Source organism: Kribbella lupini, assembly GCF_039529595.1.
Taxonomy (GTDB): domain Bacteria; phylum Actinomycetota; class Actinomycetes; order Propionibacteriales; family Kribbellaceae; genus Kribbella; species Kribbella lupini.
Genome location: NZ_BAAANC010000003.1, coordinates 385,885 through 403,164 on the forward strand (window position 1 = coordinate 385,885; position 17,280 = coordinate 403,164).

A 17,280-nucleotide genomic window follows, 5' to 3' on the forward strand; every position below is an offset into this window, starting at 1 on the left:
CGCGAAAGGAAGACCCTGTGACATCCACGCAACCTGTCAGGTTCGCCGCGGTCGGACTCGACCACGCCCATGTTCACGGCCAGATCGCCGGGCTGATCAAAGCCGGCGCAGAGTTCGTCGCCATGGCCACCGACGACCCGTCGTCGGGCGTCGCCAACCAGGTCCGCGAGCGCTACCCCGACGTACCGTACGTCGACAACGGCGACGAGCTGATCGCCCGCGACGACCTCGATCTGATCGTCACCGCCGCGGTCCCGGACCGGCGCGGCCCGATCGCCGTCGCCGCCCTCCGGTCGGGCAAGGACGTCGTCGCCGACAAGCCCGGCTGCGTCAGCCACGACCAGCTCGAGGAGATCGAGAAGGCGGTCGCCGAGACGGGCCGGTTCTGGTCGGTGACGTTCTCCGAGCGCTTCGAGGTCGCGTCGGCGATCAAGGCCGGCCAGCTGGTCCGCGAGGGCCGGATCGGGACCGTCGTCCAGACCATCGGCCTCGGCCCGCACCGGATCGGTGACCGCGGCCACCTCGGCGGCAACGCCGGGCGCCCGGACTGGTTCTACGAGAAGGAACGCTACGGCGGCATCCTGGCCGACATCGCCTCGCACCAGATCGACCAGTTCCTCTGGTACACCGACTCGCGCACGGCCGAGGTGGTGACGAGCTCGGTCGGGAACTTCGCCAACCCGGACAAGCCCGGTCTGCAGGACTTCGGCGAGCTGCTGCTGCGCAGCGACCACGCCCAGGGGTACATCCGGGTCGACTGGTACACCCCGGCCGGCCTCGGGACCTGGGGCGACGGCCGGCTGATGATCCTCGGCACCGAGGGCTACATCGAGCTGCGCAAGTACGTCGACATCGCCGGCCGGGACGGCGGCAACCACCTGTTCGTCGTCGACGGGGACAAGACCGAGTACATCGACTGCTCCGACGTCGAGCTGACCTACTTCCCCGACATCGTCCGCGACGTCCGGGAGCGGACCACGACGGCGGCGCCGCAGGAGCACACCTTCGAGACCATGCGGCTGGCGCTGACCGCGCAGCAGAACGCCACCGTCCGGGGAGCCGCCCAGTGACAGCGAACCTGAAGGTCGCCGTGGTCGGTGCCGGCGGCATCAGTCGCCGGCACGCCGAGGCCTTCGCCAGTACCGGCCGTACGACGCTTGTCGGCGTCGCCGACATCGTGGCCGAGAACGCGCAGGCGCTGGCCGACCAGCACGGCTCGAAGCCGTTCGGGAGCGTGACCGACCTGCTGGCCGAGGCCGATCCGGACCTGGTCGCGGTGACAACGCCGCCCGGCAGCCACGCCGAGATCGCGATCGAGGTGCTGGCCGCCGGGAAGTCGGTGCTGCTGGAGAAGCCGCCGGTGCTGAGCCTGGCCGAGATGGACGCGGTGGCCGAGGCCGAGCGGTCCAGCGCGGGCTCGGTGTACGTCGTCTTCCAGCATCGGCACGGGTCCGGGGCCGTACGCGCGGCCGAACTCCTGGCCGGTGGCGCCCTGGGCGCTCCGCAGGTCGCGGTGTGCGAGACGCTGTGGTTCCGGCCGCGGCCGTACTTCGACCCGGAGTGGCGTGGGACGTGGGTCGGTGAGGGCGGCGGGCCGACGCTGGGCCACGGCATCCACCAGATCGACCTGCTGCTGCACCTGCTCGGACCGTGGCGCACGATCAACGCCACCGCCGTACGGCTGGATCGTCCGGTCGAGTTCGAAGACGTGTCGATGGCGTCGGTGATCTTCGAGAGCAACGCGGTGGCGAGCGTGATCAACAGCCTGCTGTCGCCGCAGGAGCTCAGCCGGATCCGGATCGACACCACCGGCGGGTCGCTGGAGGTGAACCACCTGTACGGCTACAAGGACGCCGACTGGAAGTTCACCCCGGCGCCCGATGCCGCTGACACGTGGACCTCGTCCGCGGGCGACGACGTGGCCAGCAGCCACGAGGCCCAGCTCGGCCGCCTGGTCGACGACCTGCTCGCCGGCCGGACGCACGACACGACCCTGGCCAGCACCCGGCCGACGATGGAGTTCGTCACCGCCCTGTACGCGTCCGCGCTCACCGGGCAGTCCGTACGCCGTGCCGACCTGGTCCCCGGCCACCCGTTCTACGCGGCCCTCAACGGCGGCATCGACCAGGCGAAGCTGACCGAGTCCTTCGCCCCGTGACGAGGAGAACGGCCCTCACGTCGCAGTGAGGGCCGTTCAGTCCGACGCCGCGTACCGCTGGAGGCGCCAGACGGCGGGGACCATCAGGGTCAGGACGATGACGACCAGGTAGACGCCCGCGCCGTACAGCTGGACGGCCTTCGCGCTGGTGGCGGCGGCCGCGTAGCCGACGAGGATCTGCCCGAGCGGGCTGGTGACGAACGAGCCGAGCATGTCGTACGACGCGACGCGCGACAGCTTGTCGAGCGGGACGTGCTGACCGAGCGCGGTCTCCCAGCCGATCCCGAAGATCTCGAAGCCGAGCCCGACGACGAAGGCCGCGGCGGCGACCGTGATCGTGGTCGGGGCGAACGCGAGGGCGGCGAAGACCGGCAGTCCGGACAGCATCCCGATCATGCCGATCCGGACCGGGTAGCGCGGCTGGACCCGGATCATCAGGATGCCTCCGGCAACCAGTCCGGCGCCGAAGCAGGCGCTGACCACGCCCCAGCCGGCCCGACCGAAGGTGTCGTCGGCGATCACCGGGCCGAGGGTCGAGTAGCAGGCGACGAAGACCAGGTTCAGCACGCTGAACGCCGCGACCACGCTCCACACCCACTGCCGCGACGCGAACTCGGTCCACCCGTCGCGCAGGTCACGCAGTACCGAGGTGGTCGCCCGCTCGACCGGCGGCAGCGTCAGCCGCAGCAGCAGTACGACGGCCAGCGCGAACGTCGCCGCGTCCACGGCCAACCCGACCCCTGGGCTGGTGAACCCGACGATCACCCCCGCGACCGCGCCGCCGCCGACCAGTGCGGCCGACCGCGCGAACCCCGACACCGCGTTCGCCTGCGGCAGCTCGATCGGCTCGACCAGCGCGGGCAGGATCCCGACCATCGCGGGCATCACGAACGCCGCCGCGGCGCCGTTGACGGCCTCGATCACCACCAGCTGCCAGATCTGGGCGTGCCCGGACAGGACGAGGATCGCGGCGAGCGCCTGGGTCAGCGCGCTCAGCGAGTTGGCGACGATCAGCACCAGATGGCGAGGCAGCCGGTCGGCGATCACGCCGCCGATCAGCAGGAAGACCACGTTCGGGATGCTCCGGGCCGCGAGCACGATGCCGACCGCGGTGGCCGAGTCGGACACGTCCAGTACGGCGAACACCAGCGCGATCGGGGCGATCGACGAGCCCAGGACGGCGACGAAACGGGCCGAAACGAAGATCCTGACGTCGCGGTGCCGCAGTACCGCCAGATCCTCGCGCCAGCTCACGCGGTCACCCGCGGTGACGAAAACGGACCAGGGTTCCAGCGGGCGGGACAGGCGGCGGTCACCGCGCGCATTCTGCCAGACCTGCCGCTCGCGGCCCCGAACCGCTACCGTGGGGTCTTGGGCTCTCGATCCAGCAGGAGGCTCCGTGAAGATCAACGACGTATTGCGCGGTAAAGGCAACCAGGTCGTCACCATCTCCCCCGAAGCCACCGTCACCGAGCTGCTCGCGCTGCTCGCCGAGCACAACGTCGGCGCGCTAGTGGTCAGCCAGGACGGCACCAGCGTGGCCGGCATCGTCTCCGAACGGGACGTGGTCCGGCTGCTCAACGGCACCCCTGACGCCGGCGAGGTCCGGGTCAGCGCGATCATGACGTCCCCGGTGCACACCTGCACCCCCGACGACCTGATCGACAACCTGATGCGGATGATGACCGATCGCCGGATCCGGCACGTCCCGGTCGTCGTCGACGACCGCCTCACCGGCATCGTCAGCATCGGCGACGTCGTCAAGTCCCGCATCGGCGAACTCGAGTTCGAGAAGGAACAACTCTCCAACTACATCGCCGGCTGAAGGCTCGCCGTACGCCGGACCGGCGTGGCCCAGACCGGCCCGTCGGTCCGTGGGCGCGCGCGACTACAGTCCCGCCCATGCCTCCCGCCCAACCGCCGTCCGGACCGTCCGGACCGCCGCCGGGCCCGGTCAACGAGCCGGGTCCACTCCCACCACTTCCGAAGTACGGCGAAGTCCCCCTGCCACGCTCGGGGCCGACCGTCCCGGGCCTGTCCGAGCAGCCGTACTACGGCTACCCCAGCCACGAGCCCCCACAGAACCAGAAGACCAGCACCCTCGCGGTCCTCGCGCTGGTGTTCGGGGCGGTCGGCGCGATTCCGGTCGGGATCGTCCTGGGCATCATCGCGCTGACCCGGATCCCGAGCACGCGCGAGAAGGGCAAGGGACTGGCGATCGGCGGCATCGCGACCGCCTGCGCGTGGGTGGTCGTCCTCGCGCTCATCGGCGCCGGTGCCGGCTCCGAGCCGACCCGGAACGTCGCCGGGCAAGTGACCGCACCGGTCGCCGTCCCGTACCAGAAGCTTCGGGTCGGCGACTGCGTGGCCGGCGTCGACGAAGGCGCCGTCCGCGACCTCGAGCTCCGGCCGTGCTCCGGCCCGAACGGTGGGCGGGTGTACGCCGTGTTCGACCTCCCTGTCCGCCCGTACCCCGGCCCGACCGCAACCCAGACCACCGCCGGGGAACGCTGCGCCGAACGCTGGGCGGACCAGGGCGGGAAGCTGACCGACCCGACGGAGGTCTTCACCCTCTTTCCCAGCAATGCCAGCTGGAAGCGAGGTGACCACCGAGTCACCTGCCTGTTGACGCCCCGCTGACAGTTGCCAAGGGCCCCGGTCGCGGTGCGCAATCAGGGCCCTTGCCGTCACCTCAGTACCGGGTCACCGCCGCCCAGGCGTCGACGATGCCGTTGCCGTAGAAGCCGTTGAACTTCCGGGTGCCCTCGCACAGCGCGTCGAACTCGAGCGTCCGGCCCTCGTTCACGTACGAGACCAGCGGCGGGTTCGGGCAGGCTCGCTCCTGCGCGGAGCCGAGCATGATGGTGCGCACCTTGTCCGGGTCCAGCCCGAACGAGTTGCCCTTGCCCTTCTTGCCGTACTCGCTGACGATCAGCGCGGCCACGCCGGTCGCGTGCGGCGACGCCATCGACGTCCCCTGCAACCAGTTGTAGTACCCGCACTTGGTGTAGTCGGTCACGCCCGGCGCGCACTGCTTCTGCACGCCGCCCGCGAGACCCGCCGCGGTGATGTTGCCTGCGGCATCGACCAGGCCGCCGGCCTGCAGCGTGTTCACCGGGTACGTCGACAGGATCAGGTTCTCGTTCACCCGGTGGTTCGGCGTCCCGAAGTAGTCACGGAACCAGCCACCCGGCGCCGACACCTCGGTCTGCTCCAGCCCGTAGTTGGAGTAGTCCGCCTTCTTGCCCGACGGACCGAGCGCGGACACGCCGATCACGTGCGGGCCCTCGACCGGCAGGTCGACACAGGTCGCGTTGTCGATCACCCGCGGGTACGGCGGTACGTCGCCGAAGTCGGGGCTGCTGATGTCGGTGCGCGGCTTGCCCAGGTCCTCGTGGTTGTTGCCGAGCGAGCCGACCAGCGTGACGTTCTTGTTGTGCGCATAGTCGAGCGCCCGCCGCATCGCCTGGATCGTGGTCCGCTGCTCGAGCTGGGCCTCCGCGCTGTCGGCGGGGTTGTTCGTGCAGTTGTACAGCCACGGGTCGACGTAGAACGACATGTTGACCACGTCGAGGCCGACGTCACCGGCGTACGTCAGGGCGTCGAGCACCGGACCGAGGAACACGAACCCGCTGTCCTGGCCACCGCGGATCTCGACCAGCGTCACGTTCGGCGCGACGCCGGAGACCCCGAGACCGTTGACCGCGGCACCGATCGTGCCGGCCACGTGCGTCCCGTGCCCGCTGTCGTCCCAGCCGACCGGGTCGACACAGCCGCGGAACTCGCACGGCCCGTCGATCTCGGGCAGGTCGGAGGCGAAGTTGCGGGACAGGTTCCAGTCGAAGTTCGGCGCGATGTCGGGGTTGCGGGCGTCGATCCCGGAGTCCAGGACGCCGACCTTGACCTGCTTCTTGCCCGGCTGCACCGTGCGGGCCAGGTCGGAGCGGACCATCTTCAGGCCCCACAGCTGGGCGTCCAGCGGGTCCATGCCCTTGGCGCCCTTCTGGGCCGACCTGGCCTTCGCCGTGGCGGCGCCCAGGTTCTCCTGCTCGATCTGCGACGGCTTGGACCGCGGCAGCTGCCCGATCGGCCGGCTCCGCGTCGCGCCCTCGACCGCGCCGGAGGCCGACACCTGGCTGGCGAACCCGGACGAGGCCGCCCGCACGGTGATCGTGCCCAGGTTGGTGTTCTCCTTGACCACTTCACCGCCGGCGGCCTTCACCGCGGCCAGCGCCTGTGCCCGGTCGGCCCCTGCTCGACCAGCACCAGGTACTCGGTGCTGCCGCCCTGCGCCTGAGCTCCGGCGACCACCGGAACGGCCAGGCCCGCGGCGACCAGTGCGAACGCACCCGATGCCGCGTACAACGATCTGCGGACGTCTCTCACGAGCGGATCCCCTCCCTGAAGTGAGTGTGACGGCCACAACGTAAATCAGCCGTGCGCACTCCGGGAGGGGGCCGACGTTGTCAGGTTTTCCAAGCAAACAAGTGAATGCCGGACCGCCTCAGTTCGAGTACGACGAGTTGGACGCGAACACCACGAACAGCAGCACCATCGCGATCGCGAACAGGATGCACAGGATCAGCAGCACCGTGCCGACGATGCCCGCGATCCGGCCGCCGACGGCCATCCCGCGGTTGTTGTAGACGCCCGGCGCCGCGTCGATCTCGTCGATCGCCTGGTTGCCCTTCCACCACGCGAACGGCGACAGGATCAGCAGGCCGGTGATGAACGGCAGCAGCCCGAGCACCAGCGCCACGGTGGCGTTCGAGTTGTCCCGCAGGACGCCGTACGCCGGCTGGTCCGGAAAGCCCGGCTGCAGCGGGTAGTTGCCGTACCCCTGCTGCTGGTGGCCTTGGGAGTACTGCGGGAACTGTGGCTGGTCCTGGGGTCGCTCGTTGAACGACATGACGTGCTCCTCTGCTCAGGGCCGAATGGTCCTGAGCAGAGGATGCCAGTACTTCAGCTCAGTCCGTCAGCTCAGTTCCGTCACGTCGCCCAGCCCGGTGAGCTGGTCGCGAACGTCCTTGGCTTCCCCTACGACGACGACCAGCAGCCCGTTGGTTCCCACGTACCGGCGGTACGCCTCGGTGGCGCTCTCGGCGGTGGTCGCGGCGATCTGGGCCAGGTAGGTGTCGGCGAAGTCCAGCGGTACGCCGGCCGCGATGTTGCTGCCGACCTGCTGGGCGATGGAGTCGGCCTGCTCGTAGCGCAGCGGCGCGGTCCGGATCAGGTTGTCCTTGGACTCCCCGACCTCCTTGTCGGTCAGCCCGTCGCGGGCCTCGCGCAGGATCCGCAGCGCGTCGGTGATCGCGGCGCCGGTCACCTCGGTCCGGACCGAGCCGCCGAGGCTGAACGTGCCGCCCTTGCGTGGCGCGGTGAAGCTCGACCGGGTGCCGTAGGTGTAGCCCTTCTCCTCCCGCAGCACGGTGTCGACGCGCGAGGTGATGGTCCCGCCGACGACGTGGTTCGCGACCGCGGCCGCGCCCCAGATGTCCTCGCGGCGGTCCGGTCCCGGGCAGCCGATCAGCAGCTGGCTCTGGACCGAGCCCGGCCGGTCGACGAGCACGATCCGGTCGCCGACGACGTACAGCGGCTCCGGGGTCTCCAGGGCGGGCCCGGCCTCCGACGTCCAGTCGCCGAACGCGTCGTCGACGATGCCGGCCACGTCGACGCCGGTCGCGTCCCCGGCGAACAGGATCTGGGCGCGGGCCGGACCGACGTTGTCGCGGTAGAACTTGGCGACCTCGACGTTGGTCAGCGGGCGCACCGTGTCCGGTCGGCCGGCGGTCGGGCGGGAGCGACGCATGCTCGGGTCGAACAGGTGCGCGGCGAACGCCTCGCGGGCGCGGTACCCGGCGTTGGCCCGCTCCTGGTTGATCTCGCCGAGCCGGATCGTCACGTGCCGGCCGACGTCGGCGGGGTTGAACGCGGGCCGGGTGACCGCCTCCGCGAGCAGCTTCACCGCGGGCGCGAGCTGCGAGGTCGGCACGGAGATCTCCACGTGCAGCGCGTCGGAGCTGACGTCGACGCCGTACGCCGCGCCGTGCCGCTCGAGGGCCGCGGCGAAGTCGTTGGCCGAGTGGAACTCGGTGCCCTCGTCGAGCGTGCGCGACATGATCGTCGCGACCCCCTCGAGCTCCCGCGGCTCGGCGAACAGCGGCAGCGCGATCGTGACCCGTACGGTCGCGACGTACTGGCCGGGCCGGTCGAACACGTGCACCGGCGTACCGGCGCGGGTGGTGGTCGTGGTCGAGGCCGGGAAGCTCCACGGCCGCGGCGGAGCGACGACGGGCGGCGTGGTCAAGGCCTGGCTGCTCATTCCTGCTCCCCTGCGTCGGTGCTCTTGCGGTACGTGACCTGGACCCGGCCTTCGGCTCTGATCCATTCGGCCGCGGCTTGCTGGACCTGCTCCACCGTGACCGCGCGGAGCTGGTCGATCCGGGTGTTGATCCGGTTCGGGTCGCCGAACAGCAACGTGTGGTGGGAGATCTCGTCCGCCCGCCCCGAACAGGTCGCCAGCTGCTCCAGCCAGTCCCGCTCGGCCTGCGCCTGCACGGTGGCCAGCTCGTCCTCGGTGATCCCGTCGGCCGCGAGCTTCTCCACCTCCTCGAGCAGCGCGTCCTCGACCTTCTGCAGGTCGACGCCGTCCGACGCGATCCCGGTCAGCGTCCCGAACGACACCCCACCGATCAGCGGCAGCGCCCCACCGGACACCGACTGCGCGATCTGCTCGTCGCGGACCAGCCGCCGGTTCAGCCGGCCGCTCTGGCCGGCGGCCAGTACGTCGAGCGCGAGCGCGGCGGCGTCGAGCTCGGGCGTCCCGTCGACGGGCAGCCGGAACATCATCGTGATCAGGTCCGACGGCACGTCCTCGACGACGTCGTCCCGGGCGACACCCTGCAGCGGGCCGATCGCCCCGTCCGGCGCGGGCGGCGGCTGCGGGATCGGCGGCAGGTGGCCGAAGTACCGCTTGACCGCCGCGAAGGTGTCCTCTTCGTTGACGTCGCCGACGATCGACAGGACGGCGTTGTTCGGTCCGTAGTACTTGCGGAAGAACGCGTGCACGTCCTCCACCGACGCGGCGTCGAGGTCTTCCATCGAGCCGATCGTCATGTGCGCGTACGGGTGCCCCTGCGGGAAGGCCAGCCGGACCAGCCGCTCGTACGAGTCGCCGTACGGGCGGTTGTCGTAGCTCTGCCGCTTCTCCTCCTTGACGACGTCGCGCTGGTTGTCCAGGTTCTCCTGGTTCACGGCGTCGAGCAGGTACCCCATCCGGTCCGCCTCGAGCCACAGCGCGAGGTCGAGCCCACCGCTCGGCAGCGACTCGAAGTAGTTCGTCCGGTCGAAGAAGGTGGAGGCGTTCAGGCTCGCGCCCGCCGACTCCAGCAGCCCGAAGTGCTCGCCGGACTTCACGTTCCGCGACCCCTGGAACATCAGGTGCTCGAACAGGTGGGCGAACCCGGTCAGCCCCGGCGGCTCGTGCCGCGACCCCACGTCGTACCAGAGATTCACAGCGACGATCGGCACCGCGCGGTCGATACTCACAACCACACGCAACCCGTTGTCCAGAGTCTGCTCAGCGAGCGGATACGTCAGCGGCATACCGCCAACCTACCTGGCCGCCACCGTCACCCGGAGGCCCGTTCGCCAGCAGCGGAGCGACCACCCGGTGTTTAGGTATTTGAACGCTCAAGAGGACTTTGGTCCCTAGGCCGATCGGCCCGCGTTACTTAGCGTTACCAGGAGCTGGTGCACGCGGAGGGGTGTGCACCAGCGCCACCGCGAGACCTTTCGTGAGGGCGGCCAGGAGGGGGGAGGCCGCCCTCACGACGGGTCGTCGCGCAGCAGGTCGATGGCCGCCTGACGGCCCTTGACCTTGAGCTTTCGCAGCACCGACGAGATGTGCACCCGCACCGTGGTCGGCGACAGGAACAGTCGCCGCGCCACCTCGTCGGTGCTCAGCCCTTCGGCCAGCAGTTCCATCACCTCCCACTCGCGAGAGGTGAGCCGGGCCGCCACCTTCGGCCGGCCGAACCTGGACCGGCCGGGCGCCCGGAACTCGTCGAGGATCCGGGCCACCAGTGAGCGTGGGATCGCCGCCTCGCCCGAGAGCACTCCCCGCAACGCGGCCGGCAGCCGGGCCGGATCGGTGTCCTTGAGCAGGTACCCCGAGGCGCCGGCCCGCAGCGAGTCGAACAGGTCCGCGTCCTCGCGGGAGACGGTCAGCATCACCACCGCGACCTCCGGCGCGGCCTGACCGATCGCGGCCGCCGCCCGGATCCCGTTGCCCGGCATGTGCACGTCGAGCAGTACGACGTCCGGCGCGTGCTCCTGCACCAGCCGCACCGCTTCCGGCCCGGACGCCGCCTCGGCGCAGATCTCGAACCCGCCCGCCTCCAGCGCCGCACGGATCCGGCTCCGCAGCTGCGGATGGTCGTCGGCGATCACCACCCGGTACTGCTCGGGGGTCACCATCGGACCGTCACCTCCGTCCCGCCGCCCGGCCGCGAGTCGATCCGGAACGTGCCGGGCAACGCCGCCGCGCGCTCACGCATGCTGATCAACCCGAACCCCGGCTCCTTCGCCGTACGACGCTCCGGCTCGAACCCGGTGCCGTCGTCGGACACCTCCAGGTACCTGCCCTCGCCGTCCTCGCCGAGCCGGATCCCGACCCGCTCCGCGCCGCCGTGGCGTACGGCGTTCAGCGCGGCCTCGCGGGCGATCCGGACCAGGGCGTGCCGCTGGGCGCTGTCCGCGGCGACCGACGCGTCCAGCTCCAGCCGGAGTGCCACACCGTACCGCTGGGCGATCTGCTCGACCGCGCGCTCCACGGCGTCGGCGAGGGGCTCGTCCGCGGCCCGACCGAGCGCGACCAGCAGATGCCTTGCCTCGTCCAGCGCGCGGTCGCCCGCCGCGGCGATGCGGCCGGCCCGAGCCTCGTCGACGGAGGCGACCGCCGCGAGCTCGGACCTGATGTACGCCAGCTCCTGGAGGATGCCGTCGTGCATCTCCCGAGCCATCCTGCGCCGGTCCTCGGCCACAGCAGCCTCGGCCTGAGCCGACCAGTAGCGGCTGATCTCCCGGCCCGCTCCGATCAGCAGCAACAGGTAGCAGCCCGTCCGCAGTACGTCGCCGCTGTAGAACCAGTCCGCACCGTTCGACGGGAAGATCAGGTAGATCAGCCGGGCCAGCGCGCCGAGGGCGCAGGCAGGCCCCAGCCAGCGCAGCAGCACGTCGTCCCGCTCCCGCGCCTGGATCGTGAACGCCACCGCGGCCGCGGCGAAGCCGGTCAGCGTGACCACCTGCGCGACCAGGAGACCTGCGTGCGTGCTGCTGGCCAAGGGCAGACCTACACCGTCACCGAGCTCGCTCGCCCTCGGTAGCCGGTCGCCCAGCCACAGCAGCACGACCACGAACACCAGCACCACCCCGGCGATCGGTGGTAACGCCCAGCGCCGAGTGGTGGTCCGCACCGACCGAGCGGGCAGCAACGCGGCGGCTGCGATCAGCAAGGTCCCCAACACTCGCAGCGGTGGGGGTAGCCAGAGGCCCAACGCCTCGACGGAGTTCGAGCGGGCCAGTGTGAGCACCAGACCGGCGTTCGCGACTCCCAGGAAAGCGAGTCCCTGCAGCAGGAGCAGGTCCTGCCGACTACCACTACGCTGGAACCGCCCGTAGACCAGGTACGACACCAGCACCGCCACGCAGGCGTCGATCGTCTCCAGCACCAGGTGCGACGCGGGACTGCGGTACTCCAGCACTCGTTCCCCCGCCGCCACCACCGCGACCGTGACCAGCACGCCAATCGCCACGACCGGCACCACCACGGCAGCAGAACCACCCCTGGTCGCCGGCCGCCCCCGTACCGCGGCATCGCCCATGGTCACCGACCGTACGCCCTCCGCAGCCCTCAGGGCACCTCTCGATCACCGGACAGGGCGGAGCCCGGTCACCTCTGGGGCAGGCGACCGGGCTCCGCGGGGCGAGGGGTCACCCCTTGATGGCGCCGCCCAGGGCGAAGGCGCCGCCGAGCTTGCGGCTCAGGAGCAGGTACAGCATCAGCACCGGGAAGGTGTAGATCAGCGAGTACGCCGCGAGCTGGCCGTAGTTCGGTTCGCCGTACTGGCCGAAGAACGTGAAGATGCTGACCGAGGCCGGCAGACGCTCCGGCGACAGCAGCAGCATGAACGGGACGAAGAAGTTTCCCCACATGCCGATGAAGGTGAAGATCAGCACCACGGCGATACCGGGCCACATCAGCGGCAACACGATCCGGCGCAGCGCCTGCATGTTGCCGGCGCCGTCGACCCAGGCGGCCTCCTCGAGCGAGATCGGCACGCCGTCCATGAACGTCTTGGTCAGCCAGATCGCGAACGGCAGCGAACTGGTCGCCATGAACATGATCGTGCCGCCGAGGGTGTCGACCAGGTTGAGCTGCACGAACAGCCCGTAGACCGGGACCATCACCGCGGTGATCGGCAGCCCCGTGCAGAACAGCACGGTCAGCAGGAACGGCCGGTTGAAGCGCGACTTGAAGCGCGACAACGGGTACGCCGCCAGCACGGCGCAGATCATCGTGAGCAGCGCCGCGCCGCCGCACAGCACGATGCCGTTGAGCACCGGCCGGTACGTCGTGTCGGTGTTCAGCACCGCCTTGAAGTTGCCGAGCGTGGGGTGCGTCGGGAACTCGACCCGCAACCCCGCGGTCCGGTTGATCGAGGCGAACAGCACCCACAGCAACGGCAGCACGAACAACACACCGATCGCCAGCAGCACCAGGTTCGAGGTGAGCTTGCTGACCCGGTCCCGGGCGATCATGCGGCCTCCGCGTTCAGTCCACGCAGGTAGATCAGCGAGAAGACCGCGCCGATCGCCAGCATCACCAGGGCGATCGCGGTGCCGTACCCGATCTGGGAGAAGCTGAACGCCTGCTCGTACATGTACAGCGGCAGCGTCTGGCTCTTGGTGCCGGGCCCGCCGCGGGTCATCGCGTAGATCAGGCCGAAGACGCTCAGCGTCTGCAGCGTGATCAGCATCAGGTTGGTCATGATGGCTCGGCTGATCATCGGCAGCGTCACCCAGATCAGCCGGCGCAGCCCGGCCGCGCCGTCCATCTCGGCCGACTCCTCGATCTCCTTCGGCACCTCGCTGAGCGCCGCGGAGTAGACCAGCATCGAGAACGCCGTACCGCGCCAGATGTTCGCGATCGAGACCGCGATGATCGGGGCCGCGTACAACCAGTCCTGGCCGGGCAGCCCGACCTTGTGCAGGATCACGTTCAGCGTGCCCTCGTCGTTGAAGAACGCGCTGAGCAGGTACGCCGCGACCACCTCGGGCAGCACCCACGCGCCGATCACCGCGGTGCCGACGAAGTTGCGGACCAGCTTGGTGGAGCGCCGCATCAGCAGCGCCAGGCCGAGCCCGAGGGTGTTCTGGCCGATGATCGCGGAGATCAGCGTGAACACCAGCGTGAGCCAGATCGAGTTGGTGAACGCGCTGCTGCCGAAGGCCTTGCGGAAGTTGTCCAGGCCGACGAACTTGACCTCGTTCGCGCCGGTGCCGGTCAGCGCCATGTTGGTGAAGGCGGCGTACACGCAGTAGATGATCGGGCCGGCCAGGAAGACCAGCATCAGCCCGATCGCCGGTGCCAGCGGCAACATCTTGAACAGTTTGGCGCCGCGCGGGCGCCCGCTCCCTCCGGTCCGGCGACCGGAAGGAGCAGGCGCGGCGGACGCCGGTGCGACTGTCGTCGTCACAGGGCAGTCCCTTCGTCAGGGCCCGTCATCAGGGGATTCGGGGTCTGCTTACTGGCCTTGACTCTGGTTGGTGGTCTTGTCCTTGCCGACGATGCTCTCGACCGCCTCGTCGTAGTTCTTGGCCGCCTCGTCCGGCGACGACTGACCCGTCATCACCGCTTCCATCGCGGTGATGATCTCGTTGGAGACCTTCGGGTACTCCGGCAGCGCCGGCCGGTACACGGTCACCGCCACCAGGTCGGTGAAGAACTGCGTGGACTTGGCCGAGGTCTTGTAGCCCTCGTCCGCGGCGACGTCCTTGCGGACCGCGATCTGCGCGCCGTCGGTGGCGTACTTGGTCGCGTTCTTCTGCGTCTGCAGGGTCTTGATGAAGTTCCACGCGGCGTCCGGGGACTTCGACTTGGCCGGGATCGCCCAGGTCCAGCCGCCGGAGAGGCTGACCTTGCCCTTGCCGCTGCCGTCCTGGGTCGGCATCGCGGTCTGGCCGAGCACCTCGGACCACTGCGGCCACGGCTTGGCGCCGGTCTTCTGCCAGTTGTTGTAGAGCCACGAGCCGTCCAGCGCGATCGCCAGCTTGCCGTTCGGGAGCAGGTCGCTGCCGACCTTGTTGCCCCAGTTCGGGTCCAGGGACTGCTTCGGCTGCGGGGCGATGCCCTCGGTGAAGATCGTCTTGACGAAGTTCAGCGAGTCCTTGAAGCCCTGGCTGCCGACGACCCACTTCTGCTGGTCGAAGTTGTAGAGGGTGTCCTTGGTGCCGTAGAGCAGCATCTCCAGGCCCTGCATGGCCGAGGCCTCACCCATCGGCTTGCCCGAGTAGACGTTCAGCGGGATGACGCCGGGGACCTTCTGCTTGATCGCCCGGGCCGCGGTGAGCACGTCGTCCCAGGTCTTGGGCTGCCAGTCGGCGGGCAGGCCGGCCTTGGCGAAGATCTGCTTGTTGTACCAAAGGGCCCGGGTGTCCGTGCCGTCCGGTACGCCGTACGTCTTGCCGTCCTGGCCCTTGGCCGCGCCCTTGGCGGTGTCCTGGAACTGGCTCCAGTCCGACCAGTCCTTGATGTAGTCGTCCAGCGGCTTGAGGTACCCCGCGGTGATGTCGGAGTTGATCAGGAAGGTGTCCTCGTAGACGATGTCCGGCGCGGTGTTGGCCGAGCGCATCATCAGCTGGAGCTTGGTGTAGTAGTCGTTCTCGCTGGCCACGATCGGCACGATCTCGACCTTGGAGCCGGGGTTGGCCGCCTCGTACTCGGACTTGGCGCCGGCGAGGAAGTTCTTCATCACCGTGCCGGGGCCCCACTGCTGGTAGGCGATCTTGATGTTCGCCGGGCCGGAGCTGGCACCGCCTGCTTCCGGCGTCTTGGTGGTCGACCCCTGACTGCAGGCCGAGACCCCCAGCAGGAGTGCGCCCACGGCGAGAACACCCGCCGACTTGAAACGTTTCCTCATGACCATCACGTCCACCTTCGGGCAATCGTTGTCATCCCGGTACCACCGCTCAAACCCCGTGGGCTTTCCCGTGACCGTAGGAGGCTGTGACCGGTGAAGTCAATGGTTGACAGACAACGTTGTCGCCGCATCGGCGGACGTAAGCGGCGACCGGCGAGTAACGATCCGGTCACCGCTTCGGCGTACGTCAGACGGTAACGGGCGACCCCTGGTGACGAGCCTGTACGACGCGCCGGGAGCGCGCGGCCCCGAGTCCGCACAGCGCCAGACCGAGCACCAGCCAGCTCGCGAGCACCGCCAGCGGCTGTCCGGCGCCGGCCCCGTCGAAGAAGCTCACCGAGCGCAACGCCGTACCGGCTGCTCCCGGCGGAAGGAACTGGCCGAGCGCACCCCAGCCGGTCGGCAGCATCTCCGGCGCGCTGCTCAGGCCGGACAGCGGATTGCCGAGCAGCATCATGATCGCGGAGCCCAGCCCGAGTCCCGCCGTACCGATCAGCCACTCCAGTCCCAGCAGGGTCAGGCTGATCGCCCCGATCGACATCGCGATCACGCCGGCGTTCGCCCAGTAGTTGCCCTCGAAGGAGCCCAGCCAGAACTGCAGTACGGCGGTCAGCGCGAGCGCGCCAGTGGCCGCGAAGGTCACCGCACCGAGCACCCGACCAGAGCCCGGCTTGGCGAAGTTGGTCAGCGCCGCGGCCGCGAGGATCCCGCCCAGGACCAGCGGCAACGCACCCGCCGCCAGGCCGGCACCGCGCGGATCGTCGGCGGGCAGGGGAACCACGTCGGTCACCTTCGGCGCGGCGGCCGGGTTCTGTGCCGCCAACTTGCCCGCGACCTGCGTCAGCAGCTGCGACACGACCGGCCCGGCGGCCGACGCGGTCAGCACCTCGGGCGCGGTCTGGTCCAGCACGATCGCGCCGTACACGTCACGGTCCTTGATCGCCTGCACGGCGGACTCCCGGTCGGCGACCGGCTCGATCGCGAAGCCGCCGGGCATCGCCTGCTCCAGCGCGGCGGTGACCTGCCCGACCGCCGACTGCGGCCCGGCCACCGCCAGCGGGACATCGCGCGGCTCGGAGCGCGCGGCCGGCCAGGCGAACGCGATCAGCAGGACCGTCAGCAGCGCGGTGAGCAGCGTGACGACGACGAGGACCGGAGGCCGCCGGCGGTCGGCGGTGTCGGCTGTGGACATGAGCAAGCACTCCCCTGAAAACGAATGACCGTTCTTTTATAGTTGAGCGTGCGCCCCGACGCGCCGAGTTGTCAAGAACGGACATTCGTTTTAGGTTCGCGGTATGCCCAAGGTCACCGTCGAGCACCGGCTGGCGCGGCGCGCCCAGATCGTGGCCGCTGCCCGGCACTGCGTGATCGAGCAGGGCTTCCACAAGACCACGATGGCCGACGTGATCCGCGAGTCGGGACTGTCGGCGGGCGCCGTCTACGGGTACTTCAGGAGCAAGGACGAGATCGTCGAAGCGATCGCCGACGACGCACTCAGCGCGGTCGGCGAGCTCTTCGAGGACATCCTGGCGATGCCCGACCCGCTCCCCCTCGGCCAGGCGATGCGCAAGGTCCTGGACCACGTCGTCGACATCGCCGAGCGGCCCGGCGGTGATGTCACCCGGGTGGCCCTGCAGGCTTGGGCCGAGGCGGTGCACAACCCGGCGATCGCGGCGATCGCCGCGGCGAAGTGGACGCCCCTTCGTTCGCACTTCGCCGCGATCGTCCGGCGCGCCCAGGCCGGCGGCAGCCTCCCGCCCGACGCCGACCCCGATCATGTCGCGCAGGCCTTGTTCGGTCTGCTCCCTGGCTTCCTCATGCAGCGCCTCCTGCTCGGCGACGTCACACCCGAGTCCTACGCCGACGGCATCGACGCCCTGCTCGGCTCGCATCCCCAGCGCTGACTCCGCAGAGGACCCG

Annotated in this window: 17 protein-coding genes; 5 read left to right on the forward strand and 12 right to left on the reverse strand. The window is 69.8% G+C overall.

Annotated features, from left to right (window positions below):
• Window positions 1–17: 17 nt before the first annotated feature.
• Both ABD235_RS28005 and ABD235_RS28010 read left to right on the forward strand, forming a co-directional pair.
• On the forward strand, window positions 18–1,070 hold the full coding sequence (locus ABD235_RS28005; RefSeq protein WP_344179521.1) for a Gfo/Idh/MocA family protein: 1,053 nt from the start codon (window positions 18–20) through the stop codon (window positions 1,068–1,070).
• Window positions 1,067–2,158 (forward strand): Gfo/Idh/MocA family protein, encoded by a 1,092-nt coding sequence (locus ABD235_RS28010; RefSeq protein WP_344179522.1) that lies wholly within the window; start codon window positions 1,067–1,069, stop codon window positions 2,156–2,158. Before ABD235_RS28005 ends, ABD235_RS28010 begins: the two co-directional genes overlap by 4 nt.
• Window positions 2,159–2,194: 36 nt before the next feature.
• Here the strand turns inward: ABD235_RS28010 and ABD235_RS28015 are convergent, their stop codons facing one another.
• The gene (locus tag ABD235_RS28015) at window positions 2,195–3,412 is read right to left on the reverse strand and encodes an MFS transporter (RefSeq protein ID WP_344179524.1); all 1,218 of its coding nucleotides are present in this window, start codon (window positions 3,410–3,412) and stop codon (window positions 2,195–2,197) included.
• Between the two features lie 145 nt (window positions 3,413–3,557).
• Between ABD235_RS28015 and ABD235_RS28020 the strand changes: the two genes are divergently transcribed.
• Both ABD235_RS28020 and ABD235_RS28025 read left to right on the forward strand, forming a co-directional pair.
• The gene (locus tag ABD235_RS28020) at window positions 3,558–3,983 is read left to right on the forward strand and encodes a CBS domain-containing protein (RefSeq protein ID WP_344179527.1); all 426 of its coding nucleotides are present in this window, start codon (window positions 3,558–3,560) and stop codon (window positions 3,981–3,983) included.
• Between the two features lie 77 nt (window positions 3,984–4,060).
• The gene (locus ABD235_RS28025; RefSeq protein WP_344179529.1) at window positions 4,061–4,798 is read left to right on the forward strand and encodes a DUF4190 domain-containing protein; all 738 of its coding nucleotides are present in this window, start codon (window positions 4,061–4,063) and stop codon (window positions 4,796–4,798) included.
• 52 nt (window positions 4,799–4,850) lie between these two features.
• On the opposite strand, the gene ABD235_RS28030 is transcribed toward ABD235_RS28025, so the two are convergent.
• The 11 genes from ABD235_RS28030 to ABD235_RS28080 form a co-directional block, all read right to left on the reverse strand.
• Entirely contained in the window at window positions 4,851–6,380 is a 1,530-nt protein-coding gene (locus tag ABD235_RS28030; RefSeq protein WP_344179531.1) for a S8 family peptidase, read from the reverse strand.
• Complete coding sequence (locus ABD235_RS28035; protein WP_344179534.1) at window positions 6,377–6,544, reverse strand: hypothetical protein; 168 nt, start codon at window positions 6,542–6,544, stop codon at window positions 6,377–6,379. The genes ABD235_RS28030 and ABD235_RS28035 overlap by 4 nt, the downstream gene beginning before the upstream one ends.
• A 118-nt stretch (window positions 6,545–6,662) precedes the next feature.
• Complete coding sequence (locus ABD235_RS28040) at window positions 6,663–7,067, reverse strand: hypothetical protein (RefSeq protein ID WP_344179537.1); 405 nt, start codon at window positions 7,065–7,067, stop codon at window positions 6,663–6,665.
• A 66-nt stretch (window positions 7,068–7,133) separates the two neighbouring features.
• Window positions 7,134–8,480: a M16 family metallopeptidase gene (locus ABD235_RS28045; protein ID WP_344179538.1), complete on the reverse strand. Its 1,347-nt coding sequence runs from the start codon at window positions 8,478–8,480 to the stop codon at window positions 7,134–7,136.
• Window positions 8,477–9,763, reverse strand: a complete 1,287-nt coding sequence (locus ABD235_RS28050; protein WP_344179541.1) for a M16 family metallopeptidase — start codon at window positions 9,761–9,763, stop codon at window positions 8,477–8,479. The genes ABD235_RS28045 and ABD235_RS28050 overlap by 4 nt, the downstream gene beginning before the upstream one ends.
• A gap of 222 nt (window positions 9,764–9,985) precedes the next feature.
• The gene (locus ABD235_RS28055; RefSeq protein WP_344179542.1) at window positions 9,986–10,636 is read right to left on the reverse strand and encodes a response regulator; all 651 of its coding nucleotides are present in this window, start codon (window positions 10,634–10,636) and stop codon (window positions 9,986–9,988) included.
• The gene (locus ABD235_RS28060; RefSeq protein WP_344179544.1) at window positions 10,630–12,042 is read right to left on the reverse strand and encodes a sensor histidine kinase; all 1,413 of its coding nucleotides are present in this window, start codon (window positions 12,040–12,042) and stop codon (window positions 10,630–10,632) included. The genes ABD235_RS28055 and ABD235_RS28060 overlap by 7 nt, the downstream gene beginning before the upstream one ends.
• A 109-nt stretch (window positions 12,043–12,151) precedes the next feature.
• Complete coding sequence (locus tag ABD235_RS28065; RefSeq protein WP_344179546.1) at window positions 12,152–12,979, reverse strand: carbohydrate ABC transporter permease; 828 nt, start codon at window positions 12,977–12,979, stop codon at window positions 12,152–12,154.
• Entirely contained in the window at window positions 12,976–13,821 is an 846-nt protein-coding gene (locus tag ABD235_RS28070; RefSeq protein ID WP_344179548.1) for a carbohydrate ABC transporter permease, read from the reverse strand. Before ABD235_RS28070 ends, ABD235_RS28065 begins: the two co-directional genes overlap by 4 nt.
• A gap of 144 nt (window positions 13,822–13,965) precedes the next feature.
• The gene (locus ABD235_RS28075) at window positions 13,966–15,360 is read right to left on the reverse strand and encodes an extracellular solute-binding protein (RefSeq protein WP_344179550.1); all 1,395 of its coding nucleotides are present in this window, start codon (window positions 15,358–15,360) and stop codon (window positions 13,966–13,968) included.
• A 187-nt stretch (window positions 15,361–15,547) separates the two neighbouring features.
• A complete protein-coding gene (locus ABD235_RS28080) occupies window positions 15,548–16,552 on the reverse strand; it encodes a hypothetical protein (protein WP_344179552.1) in 1,005 nt (334 codons plus the stop codon).
• 103 nt (window positions 16,553–16,655) lie between these two features.
• On the opposite strand from ABD235_RS28080, the gene ABD235_RS28085 reads away from it, so the two are divergent.
• Window positions 16,656–17,264 carry a TetR/AcrR family transcriptional regulator gene (locus ABD235_RS28085; RefSeq protein ID WP_344179554.1) on the forward strand — a complete coding sequence of 203 codons (609 nt, stop codon included), beginning with the start codon at window positions 16,656–16,658 and terminating at the stop codon, window positions 17,262–17,264.
• Window positions 17,265–17,280 lie beyond the last annotated feature (16 nt).

Bases quoted from the DNA above. Each gene is read 5' to 3' on its own strand.
- ABD235_RS28025 (WP_344179529.1), top strand. From the start codon at position 4,061: ATGCCTCCCGCCCAACCGCCGTCCGGACCGTCCGGACCGCCGCCGGGC.
- ABD235_RS28040 (WP_344179537.1), bottom strand. From the start codon at position 7,067: ATGTCGTTCAACGAGCGACCCCAGGACCAGCCACAGTTCCCGCAGTAC.
- ABD235_RS28045 (WP_344179538.1), bottom strand. From the start codon at position 8,480: ATGAGCAGCCAGGCCTTGACCACGCCGCCCGTCGTCGCTCCGCCGCGG.
- ABD235_RS28050 (WP_344179541.1), bottom strand. From the start codon at position 9,763: ATGCCGCTGACGTATCCGCTCGCTGAGCAGACTCTGGACAACGGGTTG.
- ABD235_RS28055 (WP_344179542.1), bottom strand. From the start codon at position 10,636: ATGGTGACCCCCGAGCAGTACCGGGTGGTGATCGCCGACGACCATCCG.
- ABD235_RS28060 (WP_344179544.1), bottom strand. From the start codon at position 12,042: ATGGGCGATGCCGCGGTACGGGGGCGGCCGGCGACCAGGGGTGGTTCT.
- ABD235_RS28065 (WP_344179546.1), bottom strand. From the start codon at position 12,979: ATGATCGCCCGGGACCGGGTCAGCAAGCTCACCTCGAACCTGGTGCTG.
- ABD235_RS28070 (WP_344179548.1), bottom strand. From the start codon at position 13,821: ATGTTGCCGCTGGCACCGGCGATCGGGCTGATGCTGGTCTTCCTGGCC.
- ABD235_RS28075 (WP_344179550.1), bottom strand. From the start codon at position 15,360: ATGAGGAAACGTTTCAAGTCGGCGGGTGTTCTCGCCGTGGGCGCACTC.
- ABD235_RS28080 (WP_344179552.1), bottom strand. From the start codon at position 16,552: ATGTCCACAGCCGACACCGCCGACCGCCGGCGGCCTCCGGTCCTCGTC.
- ABD235_RS28085 (WP_344179554.1), top strand. From the start codon at position 16,656: ATGCCCAAGGTCACCGTCGAGCACCGGCTGGCGCGGCGCGCCCAGATC.